The sequence below is a fragment of the Flavilitoribacter nigricans DSM 23189 = NBRC 102662 genome (genome assembly GCF_002646595.1).
GTDB lineage: Bacteria > Bacteroidota > Bacteroidia > Chitinophagales > Saprospiraceae > Flavilitoribacter > Flavilitoribacter nigricans.
The window spans coordinates 59,033-71,335 of record NZ_PDUD01000011.1 but is presented as its reverse complement, the minus strand read 5'-3'; the positions used below and the strand labels follow the sequence as shown (position 1 = coordinate 71,335).

Annotated in this window: 13 protein-coding genes; all 13 read left to right on the top strand. The window is 51.8% G+C overall.

Going from position 1 to position 12,303, the window contains the following annotated elements; genetic code table 11:
- The first annotated feature begins 54 nt into the window (after positions 1 to 54).
- The 13 genes from CRP01_RS07610 (at position 55) to CRP01_RS07540 (ending at position 12,255) form a co-directional block, all read left to right on the top strand.
- Complete coding sequence (locus tag CRP01_RS07610; RefSeq protein WP_099149429.1) at positions 55 to 993, top strand: sugar phosphate isomerase/epimerase family protein; 939 nt, start codon at positions 55 to 57, stop codon at positions 991 to 993.
- A gap of 127 nt (positions 994 to 1,120) precedes the next feature.
- Complete coding sequence (locus CRP01_RS07605) at positions 1,121 to 1,555, top strand: hypothetical protein (RefSeq protein WP_099149428.1); 435 nt, start codon at positions 1,121 to 1,123, stop codon at positions 1,553 to 1,555.
- A gap of 70 nt (positions 1,556 to 1,625) precedes the next feature.
- Positions 1,626 to 4,028, top strand: coding sequence for a TonB-dependent receptor (locus CRP01_RS07595; RefSeq protein WP_233752645.1), 2,403 nt, complete (start codon positions 1,626 to 1,628; stop codon positions 4,026 to 4,028).
- A gap of 527 nt (positions 4,029 to 4,555) precedes the next feature.
- Complete coding sequence (locus CRP01_RS07585) at positions 4,556 to 5,608, top strand: PorP/SprF family type IX secretion system membrane protein (protein WP_099149424.1); 1,053 nt, start codon at positions 4,556 to 4,558, stop codon at positions 5,606 to 5,608.
- A 228-nt stretch (positions 5,609 to 5,836) separates the two neighbouring features.
- Positions 5,837 to 6,313, top strand: coding sequence for a bactofilin family protein (locus CRP01_RS07580; protein WP_233752644.1), 477 nt, complete (start codon positions 5,837 to 5,839; stop codon positions 6,311 to 6,313).
- An 8-nt stretch (positions 6,314 to 6,321) separates the two neighbouring features.
- The gene (locus CRP01_RS07575) at positions 6,322 to 6,555 is read left to right on the top strand and encodes an AtpZ/AtpI family protein (protein WP_233752643.1); all 234 of its coding nucleotides are present in this window, start codon (positions 6,322 to 6,324) and stop codon (positions 6,553 to 6,555) included.
- A gap of 134 nt (positions 6,556 to 6,689) precedes the next feature.
- Positions 6,690 to 7,073, top strand: a complete 384-nt coding sequence (locus CRP01_RS07570) for a hypothetical protein (protein ID WP_099149423.1) — start codon at positions 6,690 to 6,692, stop codon at positions 7,071 to 7,073.
- Positions 7,070 to 7,543, top strand: coding sequence for a biotin/lipoyl-containing protein (locus tag CRP01_RS07565; protein ID WP_099149422.1), 474 nt, complete (start codon positions 7,070 to 7,072; stop codon positions 7,541 to 7,543). The genes CRP01_RS07570 and CRP01_RS07565 overlap by 4 nt, the downstream gene beginning before the upstream one ends.
- A gap of 3 nt (positions 7,544 to 7,546) precedes the next feature.
- On the top strand, positions 7,547 to 7,846 hold the full coding sequence (locus tag CRP01_RS07560) for a hypothetical protein (RefSeq protein ID WP_099149421.1): 300 nt from the start codon (positions 7,547 to 7,549) through the stop codon (positions 7,844 to 7,846).
- Positions 7,847 to 7,934: 88 nt separating this feature from the next.
- Positions 7,935 to 8,921, top strand: coding sequence for a Gfo/Idh/MocA family oxidoreductase (locus CRP01_RS07555; RefSeq protein ID WP_185154552.1), 987 nt, complete (start codon positions 7,935 to 7,937; stop codon positions 8,919 to 8,921).
- 99 nt (positions 8,922 to 9,020) lie between these two features.
- Positions 9,021 to 9,863 carry a hypothetical protein gene (locus CRP01_RS07550; protein WP_143473307.1) on the top strand — a complete coding sequence of 281 codons (843 nt, stop codon included), beginning with the start codon at positions 9,021 to 9,023 and terminating at the stop codon, positions 9,861 to 9,863.
- A gap of 23 nt (positions 9,864 to 9,886) precedes the next feature.
- Entirely contained in the window at positions 9,887 to 11,305 is a 1,419-nt protein-coding gene (locus tag CRP01_RS07545; protein WP_099149418.1) for a sugar transferase, read from the top strand.
- The gene (locus CRP01_RS07540; RefSeq protein ID WP_099149417.1) at positions 11,302 to 12,255 is read left to right on the top strand and encodes a 2-dehydro-3-deoxygalactonokinase; all 954 of its coding nucleotides are present in this window, start codon (positions 11,302 to 11,304) and stop codon (positions 12,253 to 12,255) included. Before CRP01_RS07545 ends, CRP01_RS07540 begins: the two co-directional genes overlap by 4 nt.
- Positions 12,256 to 12,303: the final 48 nt, after the last annotated feature.

The window sequence follows — 12,303 nt, the reverse complement described above, 5'->3', positions numbered from 1 at the left end:
CCTGATCATCGCAGAAAATCGTATCTTCCGGAATTACTTAAACCTATAATCGTCATGATGTTGAACCGACGCTATTTTCTCCGCAATGTCGCGGTAGTGGGGAGCGCTATTGGCCTCTCTTTTGATCTCCCGAAAAAACAAACGGAACCTTTATCCGATCTTCCGATCTCCTGCCAGCAGTATCCCTGGCAGACTTTCCTGGAACGGGAAGGGAAGGAATGGAAAAAGAACCTGGCTGCTTCCATGGAGCAGGTCGCCGCATCGGGCTTTACGGGATTTGAACCTTCTATTAATTCGATCGTGGACATCGGGATGATCCAGCCGTTCCTCAGTAAAAACAAACTGCAGTCGCCTTCCATTTACGTGAACTCGACCCTGCACGATCCCGAAGAATCCAAGAAGAATGTAGATACGATCGTACGGCTGGCCCAGACGGCCAAAGCCCTGGGGGTAGAGATCATCGTCACCAACCCCGATCCCATCCGCTGGGGAGGAGACGAAGACAAAACGGATGCCCAGTTGCAGGTACAGGCCAAAGCGCTCAACGAACTGGGTGCCGGGCTCCGCGCAGCCGGACTCCGCCTCGCCTACCACAATCACGACGCCGAGATGCGCAACAGCGCCCGGGAATTTCACCATATGATGCTTGGTACCGATCCGGAAAATGTCGGACTGTGTCTCGATGCCCACTGGATCTACCGCGGGTCGGGCAATTCCCAGGTCGCACTGTTCGATATTGTCAAGCTCTACCAGGATCGCATTGTGGAATTGCACCTCCGCCAGTCCAAGAACGGCATCTGGACCGAAGCTTTCGGGCCCGGTGATATCGACTACGAAAAGCTGGCCGGGATACTCGCTGCCAACGAACAAAAACCGCATCTGGTACTGGAACAGGCGATTGAAAAGGGCAGCCCGAAAACGATGACGGGGCTGGAAGCCCACCAACTCGGTCTGGCCTACACCCAAAAAATATTTGCGGATTTTGGGAAGTAAACCGGCACGGTGCCCGGGTGCACGCCGGCAAGAGCAGATGACACTGCGATCGCGAATTACGGATTTTAATTAATCCGAAGATCCAAAAACAACTTTGCATCGTATATGTTACAAACGGCGATATGCAATGGTAACCTCTATCCGAAAATATAAGATCCTTATTCTGACCGGTCTGCTTACCGCATACCTGGCCGGTTCGGTACAGGGATTACTGTTGGAGGGCCTGCACGCTGTTGTCCACCTGGCGAAAGAGTTTAGTACCGAATTTCAACATTCCTACTACCAACATGCACACGAGGACGGTGAGGTACACACCCACCGGCACGTCGTACTGGAAACTATTGAAGATTCGCTGGGAGATCCTGCACAGGATGCCCCCCCGGCCCAGGAGGACCAGCAACAGCATCTCAAGAAAAAAAATCCTGAACATAGATCCATTATCGATCCAATTGCCTTTTTCATCTCTTCGGGGCCGGCTAATCCGGTAAACCCGGTTTATCCGGTCTCTAAGGTATTTTCCACCATTCCTACTCCGCCTCCAAAGTTTTCGGCCCTGGCCTAACCATTCAGCCGGTCGGACCTGACCCTTAGCTCATCCGGTACGGGCCTCATTTTTCCTTCAATTTTTCATTTTGCTGTGGATAAACGCGGCGGCGGTTCGCCCGGCGCTATCTATTATCCAGGCATTATTTCTTTTCCCGGGGATTGAAAAAGCCGCAGCCGGTTTTCTCCCCTCTATTTCCGTGTACGCTCCCGAGCTGACTATCGGCCGATTGAAAGCGTACCGAATAATTGTGATCATTATGTATAAATACCTACTCTTAGTATGCTTAAGTTTATTGGCCTTTAGTTCGCTCCATGCCCAGATCCTGCAAGGTAAGGTGGTAGATAAGAACGGCATACCTGTCCAGGATGCCTACATTCTTTCCAACGATGTTTCCCAACATACCCACACCAATGAACTGGGTGCGTTCAAGCACGACGGCTTCCAGCCCGGAGATACCCTGAAGATCAGTTTTATCGGCTTTAGCACCCAATCGCTGGTACTGGAATCCAAGGATTTTTCCGAGCCGATGGTCATCACCCTGCGGGAGGCGCCCATCAATCTGGATCAGGTGGTCATTTCCAACCAGAACAATTCCCTGAACCAGATCTCGCAGATCGACCTGCGCAATAATCCCGTTAATTCTTCCCAGGAGATCCTGCGGAAAATACCTGGTCTGTTCATTGCCCAACACGCGGGTGGCGGCAAGGCCGAGCAGATCTTTTTGCGCGGTTTTGACATCGATCACGGTACAGATATCAACATCAGTGTGGACGGCATGCCCGTTAATATGGTGTCACACGCGCACGGACAGGGATATTCCGATCTGCATTTCCTGATCCCGGAAACCGTCGAACGGGTGGATTTCAGCAAAGGGCCTTATTATGCGGACAAGGGGAATTTCACCACTGCCGGTTACATCGAATTTCAGACCAAAGAAAGACTGGGCAGCAGTATGGCCAGTGTAGAATACGGCCAGTTCAATTCCACCCGGACCGTCGGTATGTTTGATCTCCTGCCCGCCGGCAGCGATCACCAGGCCTACATTGCCGGGGAATATATCCTTACGGACGGTCCTTTTGAATCTTCCCAGCACTTCAACCGCATCAACCTGATGGGTAAATACACCGTCAATCTGCCGGGTAATGATAAACTATCCATTCAGGCCTCACATTTCGACAGCAAATGGGATGCTTCCGGACAGATCCCCCAGCGGGCCGTGGATGCCGGGATCATCACCCGGTTCGGTGCTATTGACGACACGGAAGGGGGCTTCACCAGCCGGTCCAATATCGCCATAAACCACACGCGCAATATCGACGGCAACAGCTTCATTAAAAGTAATGCCTTCTACAGCCATTACGACTTCGAGCTGTTCTCCAATTTCACCTTTTTCCTCGAAGACCCGGTAAACGGTGATCAGATCCGCCAGGTAGAGGACCGTAATATTTTTGGTTTACAAAGTGTGTACCACCGCCAGTTCGAACCCGGTGATATGGATATCGATCTGCAGGCCGGACTGGGTCTGCGCTACGATCAGATCAACGACAATCAACTGGCCCGGACTGCCAACCGGAAAACGACACTCGAAGAGATCGCCCGGGGTGACATCAACGAATCCAACCTCTACGGTTTCGTCAATTCCGAGTTCGAGATCGGAAATTTTCTGATCAATCCGGGAGTTCGGCTGGATTACCTCAAGTTTGATTACGTCGATAATCTCACAACGGCCTACCGCACCCTTTCCGAAGGGAAAGCCATCGTTAGTCCCAAGTTGAACTTCATGTACAATCCAAGTCCCTTCTGGCAGATCTTCCTGAAATCCGGGATGGGCTTCCACTCCAATGATACGCGCGTGGTAGTGGCCCGCAGCGGCGAACAGATCCTGCCGGCGGCTTACGGCGTAGACCTGGGTACCGTCTGGAAACCCCTGCCCCGCCTGTGGTTCAATACGGCCCTGTGGTATCTCTACCTGCAGCAGGAATTCGTATATGTAGGCGATGCAGGCATCGTGGAACCCAGTGGCAAAACCCGCCGGACGGGTATCGATTTCGGGCTGCGGTACCAGATCAGTGATCGCTTTTTCCTGGATTCGGATATCAACTATACCTTCGCGCGGGCCATCGAGGAGCCGGAAGGAGCCAACTACATTCCCCTGGCTCCGGACCTGACCGCCGTGGGCGGTATCGTCTACCAATCCAAAGGCGGCTTCTCCGGCGGCCTCCGCTACCGGTACATCAAAGACCGCCCGGCCAACGAAGACGGCAGTATCACGGCGATCGGGTATTTCATTACCGATCTCAACGCCAATTATACCTGGAATAAAACCACTTTCAGCCTGATCATCGACAACCTCTTCGATACGGAGTGGAATGAGGCCCAGTTTGCCACCGAATCCAGACTGCGCAATGAGGACGCTCCCATCGAGGAACTGCACTATACCCCCGGTACGCCTTTCTTTTTGCGGGGAAAGGTGAGCTTTCGGTTTTGACACGGTGACTTGGTGACGGGGAGACTGGGTGACTGGGTGAGTGGGCGACCTGGGGCGCAGGTATACTCACCCTGTCACCAAGTCACCCCCTCTCCCAGTCTCCCAATCTCCCGATCTCCCTGTCTCCAACTCTCCCACTCACGAGGTCTCCTTGTCACAATTCCCCCCTCATCTGCAACTCCTTCCACTTTCGGCCTTCCTCTATCAATATATCTTTTGTATCTTTGTGAAAATAATTTTTTGCCCCCTATCGTTTGAGGATTGTTCTTTATCTTGCAACTCCAACTACTACTCTCATAAATATTCATTTTTTCAACAACTGCCCTTAAGCACACAATAATATAATGGGGTCAGGAGATTGACATTCTTACTGAAATAGACCTGTCCTTTTAGGAAACCTACCTCTTGCTAGATTGCAGGGGTATTTAACATATTTTTTGCGAGGAATTCCCTTGCTTTGCTTATTATTGTAGCTCGAACCGGCAAAATCGGAGCATTTGAGCAGAAGATATACAAACCAAACTTGTATGAATCATTTGAAGTCCCTACTGATGGTGGCTTTAGTGACCTTTGGAATCACGTCACTAAGTGGTCAGGATATCCACTTTTCTCAGTTCTACCTATCACCTTTGAACCTGAACCCAGCCATGACCGGGGTGATGAACTGTAACATACGATTAGCGGCCAACTACCGCAATCAATGGGCCAGCGTAATGCGGTCCAATGCTTACAGTACTTATTCTGTATCCTACGATCAGAAGATCCCCGTCGGTCGCTACGACAACTTCGGAGTGGGTGGTACTTTCTGGGGAGACCGTGCCGGTGAATCCAATTTCTCCACCCTGACGGGTAAACTGTCCCTGGCCTACGCCAAGCGGATGGGAGGTGATCGCAAGAGCAGCCACTATCTGGTGGTCGGCGGTGAAGGGGGTGTTGCCCAGCGCAGTATCGACTTCATCAACCTACGCTGGGGAACCCAGCACGACGGTGAGGGCGGCTTCGATCCCAATTTGCCTTCTCAGGAAAACAGCTTCGATCGCGACAACTTTATCTTTGCCGATCTGGCTGCCGGTTTGTTGTGGTTCAGCGTTTTTGATGAGCACAACAGCCTGTATTTCGGTGGTGCTTTCCATCACCTGAATCGCGCCAACCAGTCCTTCAGCACGGAAGCGGAAGACCTGATCTACAGCCGCTTTACTGTACATGCCGGTGGTGAGTTCTCCGGTCGCCGGGGCAACATCGGTGTACTGCCGGGAGTAATTGTAATGAGCCAGGGACCTTCCTTTCAGGTGAACGCCGGTACCAGTTTCCGTTTCCGGATGGGCCGTACCGCACAGAGTGTCCAGTCCTTCCAGTTGGGGGTTTGGGCGCGTATTGCCAATAAAGTACCGCAAGGGATCCTGACGGATGCAGTTATTCTGTCTACCCGCTTCGATTACGATAATTTCACACTAGGCTTCAGCTACGACGTAAACGTTTCACCGCTGCGCCCGGCCAGTAAAGGCGTTGGCGGATTTGAATTCGCACTGCAGTACAAGATCTGCGGTCCTCAGAACAGAGGTGTATACTGCCCCTGGTAATCAATTCTTTCGCTCTTCTTATCAACCCCAATCGCACCCGCCCGGCGGGTTCATCTAATTGCCTATCCTGCTTCCATTCGTAATGGAAGCAGGATAATTGCATCTACCCCACTACCTGAAAATTGGGCGATAATGTATATTTTTGCCGACCAATTTTTCTATATTGCTGGGGATTTTCCCCTCTATTCTATGAGTAAACACGATTCTTAACCTAGAAAAATCGAAAACATGGCGATGTTTGGAAACAGCAGCAGTAACGACAAGGAGGCTACAAAAAGCAAATCCAGTTCTTCATCCTCATCCAGTGGCGGTAGCCACTCCCTGAACAGCCTGGTGCAAGGCACCGTTGTAGACGGTTCGGTTAATTCCAAGAACGACTTCCGGGTAGACGGCACCATCAAGGGTAAATTGTTCTGTGATGCCAAAGTGATCATTGGTCCCACCGGCCTGGTAGAAGGTGAGATCCGTTGCAAGAATGCAATGATCGAGGGTAAATTCGAAGGTATCCTGAACGTGAGCGAAGTACTTAATATTCGCGAAAGCGCGAAAGTAAGTGGTGATGTCACTTACAATAAACTCATTGTACAGTCTGGCGCTCTGGTCAGCGGTAACCTGAATCTGGTTGGCGAAAAAAGAGTGAATTCTAATGACCAGAAAGCGATGAATCCTTCGGCGTCCAAAGTTGGGCAGCCCAGCAAAGTCTAAGTTCCGACGTGGAAAATCAGGAAGACGAAAAGGACAAGATCCGCAAGGGTACGCAGAATTATATGAAGTACTCCGGTATGGCCATCCAAATGGGGGTGATCATACTCATCGGTACCTACTCCGGTATGTGGCTGGATGAAAAATTCCAGACCAACACACCCTGGTTTACCGTAGGGCTGGCGTTGCTATCCATTTTTGCGGCCCTGTACGTTTCCCTGAAGGACCTCTTTACTAATAAGTAATCAATGCAGTGATCATTTCCTTCTGAAAGCTGCATGCACACCACCAACAGCCGGGTAATTTTTATCCGGCTGTTTGTATTTATAACCCCGGCGGTTTAGCTTTGTGCCGGTATTATCTAACTGACGGCAAAAATATGGAGGCTAAACATTTTTTTATTCAGCTGTTGATCCTGTCCGTAGCGGTAGCCGCCGGGCTGTATTTTCTGAATCAACTGCCCCAGCTACAGGCACACGCGTCACTGTCCTGGATCAGTCTGGTGGGTTTCATCGGGCTGAGTGTTTTGATGTATTACGCCGGAAAACGCGGCGCCCGGAGTGAGAATAAAAATGATTTCACCAATGTCGTTCTGGGATTTACCATCGGTAAGATGTTCATGGCCATCATGGTGATCTACGCCTACCTGCAGCTGGCCAAACCCGAAGGCAAAGCCTTCATTCTGCCTTTCTTCGGTATATATCTGATCTTTACCGCTTTCGAAACGTTCTTCATGATGAAACTCGGCAAATCCAAGGTATGAAGTACAAAGCTATCGTTGACGAACAATTTGAGTTTGCAGATCTTTCCTCCGAAGGTATCGATCTGATCCCTACCGGTGAAGGGCGATTTCACGTTTTAGCCGGGCGGAAAGCCTACGAAGCGGTTTTACACGCTGTCGACTGGGACAAACGGGTACTCAAACTGCAGCTCAACGGAAAACTCTTTACCGTCAGACTGGAAGACGAATACGATCAACTGATCGATCAGCTCGGCCTCCAGGTGACCAATCAGCACCAGATGAAGGACATCAAGGCTCCCATGCCGGGCCTGGTGTTGAAGATCGAAGTGGCGGAGGGGCAGGAAGTCCAGACCGGCGATCTGCTGGTAGTACTCGAAGCCATGAAAATGGAAAACGTGATCAAGGCGGTGGCGGACGGTAAGATCAAGAGTATTCATACGGAGGAAGGAAATGCGGTGGAAAAGGGTCAATTGTTGATCGAAATGGAATAACTCATGTTTGTATTGTTGATTACCATAGTGATCGGTCTGTTTATAGCCATGCTATTTGTGAATGTGTACTTTCGGGTTCGCGTTCTGAAAACTTACAAAATACTGGTTCAGAACGAAGTGGAATTCGGGGCGTCACATATCTTCAATCGCAAGAAGATGGAGGAAGAGATCTATCCGCGTTATCCTCAGTTCCGGGAAGAGATCGAGACCTTTGTTAACCACATGCGCTATTCCATTAAGATGGCCACGGTACTGATCACTCTGATCACCCTTTTCGGCGCCATACTGATGTACTACCGCTAGCAATGGCTGATCGGCGCGGGCCGTTCTGGTCAATCCGTAACAAGACAATAACCGATCCGGCCGCAGCCGGATTTTCAAATCGATATCCATGTTAAAAATAGGTGTGTTGGGAGCCGGGCACTTGGGCAAGATCCACATCAAGTGCATTCTGATGGCTAGTGAAACGTACGAACTGGTCGGTTTCTATGATGCCGATCCGGCCAATGCCCAAAAAGTGGCCGCAGCGTACGGTATTCGTTCCTTCCCCGATATGGACAGCCTGATGGAAGCCGTAGAAGTAGTCGATATCGTCACCCCAACCACCACCCACTTCGAACTGGCCCGGAAAGCCATGGAAAAGGGGAAACACATCTTCATCGAAAAACCACTCACCCACACTATTCAGGAAGCCGAAGCGCTCGTTAAACTGAGCGAGGAAACCGGCGTCAAAGTACAGGTAGGACACGTAGAGCGATTCAATCCGGCGCTGCTGGCCCTGGAAAATATGCCGCTTAACCCCATGTTTATCGAAGCCCACCGCCTGGCGATCTTCAATCCACGGGGTACGGATGTCTCTGTGGTACTGGACCTGATGATCCACGATCTGGACATTCTGCTGAGCATGGTCCCCTCCGAGGTGAGCCACATCAGCGCCAGCGGAGTAGCCGTGGTGAGTGACACGCCGGATATTGCCAACGCCCGCATTGAATTTGCGAATGGTTGTGTGGCCAATCTGACCGCCAGCCGGATATCGATCAAACAAATGCGCAAAGTGCGCTTGTTCCAGCAGGATGCCTATATCAGCCTGGATTTTCTGGATAAGCAGGCCCAGATCATTCGCCTGTTCGACCAGTCGGCCACGGACCTGCCGGATACCGACCTGATGGAACTCGATACACCGCGCGGCAAGAAACTCCTGCACATGCAGGCTCCGGATATCGAACCGGTCAACTCCATCAAAATGGAGCTGGAAAGCCTGGCGACCAGTATCGTGCAGGACAGCCGGCCACCGGTCAGCATCCAGGACGGATACCACGCGCTGAAGCTGGCCTACGAAATTATCGGGGAGATCGAAAGACGGTCGGTATTGATCTAAACCTGCTTCCGGCCCGGCCGGAGTAAGATCAGCCCCAAACCAGATCCCCGCGAAACTTATCGGACAGATATGAGGTATATTACCTATTGTATATTGATTTTGACGGCAACATTTTGCCTCCAGTGCGATATCATCAACCCGGAAGAAACCGTTCCGGCCTTTCTTTATATCGAACCGTTTAGCCTGCAGACCGATGAACTGGTCCAGGGCAGTGCCAGTGAAAAGATCACCGAAGTATGGGTGACCGTCAACGACGAGTTCCTCGGAGCCTACCAGTTGCCGGCTACCGTTCCCGTGCTGATGAGCGGGGAGGCGGAAATTTTTCTGGAGGCCGGAATAAAGGACAACGGCATCGGTTCCACCCCGGAGATCTACCCCTTTTACCAGCCGTACGAAACCACGGTTACGTTGATGCCTGACCAGACGACAACCATCTCCCCCACTACCTCCTACAGCCGAGATACGCGTTTTGCCCTGATCGAGAATTTCGAATCGGGGACTTCCGTATTCCGGGATACCCTGCTCGGCAATTCAGGCCTGCAGGTGAGCAGTACCGATCCCTTTGAAGGCAGTTACAGCGGCAAGATCCGGCTTTCGGCGGATGATCCGGTGGTCGAACTCGCTACGATCGGTGCATTTACCGAGCTGACGGATCGCAGTCCGTTCGTATACCTGGAAGTCAATTATCAGTCCGATGCGCCGGTGATCTTCGGCCTGGCGGGCGGGGCCGGTACCAGTAACCCCAATATCGTTTTCGATCCGGGTTTCAATCCGAAAGCCAGCTGGAATAAGATCTATTTCAACCTGAGCGCACTGCTGGCCACCAGTCCCTACGACAGCCACAAACTGGCATTGCGGGCATTCATACCAACAGAAGATGGGCAATTAACATTAAATAATGCTACGGTTTGCCTAGATAATATTAAACTTGTCCATTTTTAAATAGCAACTATTACCGAAGCAGCATGAGCCGGAAGCGTCAGTCGGATACTTTTGTATATAAGGTAGCGGACTTTATGAGTGCGATGCTTTCGTGGGCTTGTTTTTTTGTATATCGCAAAAAGCTGGAAGGCAGCGTATTAGACTGGTCGATGGTGAATGACCCCAATTTCTGGTACGGGATCTTACTCATCCCCACCGGCTGGGTACTGTTCTACGCCATCTTCGACCAATACAAGGATATTTACCGGCTTTCCCGGCTGGCTACGCTGGCGCGCACCATTTTTCTGAGTTTTTTCGGTGTCACCTTCCTGTTTTTCACCCTGATCCTGGATGACTTCGTCACCAACTACATTACCTACTACAATTCTTTCCTGGCCCTTTTCCTCTTCCACTTTTTCCTGACCGCTACCGTGCGGATGATCCTGCTCACCCGGGCCAGCCGTCGGCTCAAATCCGGCGAGGTCGCCTTCAGTACCCTGATCATCGGCGGCAACCAGAATGCTCTGGACCTCTTTAAGGAGATCAGCAGCCGGGAGAAAAAATTGGGTTATGATTTCATCGGCTTCATCGATGCCAACGGCAAAAAAGCCAACAAACTGGCCGTTCACCTGCCCCGCCTGGGTCGGATCGAGAATATCTCGGAAGTGATCGAGGAAAACGAGATCGAAGAAGTAATCATCGCCATTGAGACTTCCGAGCACAACCGGCTCCGGGAGATCCTGAATCTCCTGTTCGATTTTGGTGATCAGTTGCTGGTCAAGATCATCCCCGATATGTACGACATTATGCTGGGTACGGTCAAGATGAACCATGTATACGGCGCCGTTCTCATCGAGATCCGCCAGGACCTGATGCCCAAATGGCAACGCCTGGTCAAACGGCTGATCGACATCTACGTGTCCGCCTGTTGCCTGATACTGCTGTCGCCGCTTTACCTCTACATCGCGCTACGGGTACGTTTGTCCTCCCCCGGCCCGATCTTATTCGAACAGGAGCGGATCGGCCTGAACGGCCAGCCTTTCAGGATCCATAAATTCCGGTCCATGCACACGGATGCCGAAGAAGCCGGACCGCAATTGTCCCACGACGACGACGATCGCTGTACCCCCTGGGGAGCGACCATGCGCAAGTGGAGACTGGATGAATTACCGCAGTTCTGGAACGTACTGAAGGGAGAGATGTCGCTGGTCGGGCCCCGTCCGGAGCGCCAGTTTTACATTGATCAGATCACCGAACGGGCGCCCCACTACCGCTACCTGCTGAAGGTACGGCCGGGGATCACTTCCTGGGGACAGGTCAAATACGGCTATGCTTCCAATGTGGAACAGATGATCCAGCGCCTGAAATTCGATATCCTGTACATCGAGAATATGTCCCTGGCGCTCGATTTCAAGATCATGTTCTATACGCTTTTCGTACTCCTTCAAGGTAAAGGCAAATGATCGCAACCGATTATCTCATTTCCTGTGATTGGGGAACCAGTAGTTTCCGGCTGTACCTGGTGCGGGTAAGTGATGGAAAGATCCTTCACCTGGTGGATAACGGCCTGGGCATAAAAGAAATGTATACCAACTGGAGTAAACCCGGCAATCCCGCACGCCTGGAATACTTCCTGGAATATCTGGATTTTCGGATCTACCTGCTATCCAAAAAGGCCGGGAGAAAACTGGACGGCATTCCGGTGCTGATCTCCGGGATGGCCTCTTCGTCCATCGGTATGCTCGAACTCCCCTACAGTCAACTGCCTTTCCCTCTTTCCGGTCGAAAGCTGGAATACACGATCATCGAGCCGGATGCAACCCAACGGCCACCCATCTACCTGTGGTCCGGCCTGTGCAGCGAGCACGATGTCATGCGGGGAGAAGAAAGTCAGATCATCGGCCTGTCGGACCGCTTTGCCTCCCGTGCCGGGGTGGCGATCCTTCCCGGCACCCACTCCAAACATATTTTCCTGGAAGGGGAAACCATCGTGGATTTTCATACCTATATGACCGGTGAGTTCTTCGCCCTGCTCAGCAGTCACAGTATTTTAAAAAACTCACTGCCGGAAGGCAAAGTCCCTCCCGCCGATCCCGTTTATTTTGCCAAAGGCGTGCGGGCAGCCAAAGAACTTAGCCTGCTGACGACCAGCTTCCACGTACGCACCAACGAGTTGCTGCACCAACTGGGCCCGGAGCAGAATTTCCATTACCTCAGCGGTCTGCTTATCGGCAGCGAGCTGCGGGAACTGCCCACTGGGGTACCCGTATACCTCTGCGGCGGCGGCCGGCTGAGGGTTCCTTACGAGCGGGCCCTGGAAATACTGGGCATCCGGCAGGTAGAGGTGATCGGGGCGGATGAGGTGGAAGGAGCGGTAGCTAGAGCCCATGCTTTATTCTGGCGCAATTTGTAGCTTCCGCAAAAAGCAGTTTATTTGTGATCTGCAGCGGCCTCTATTGCG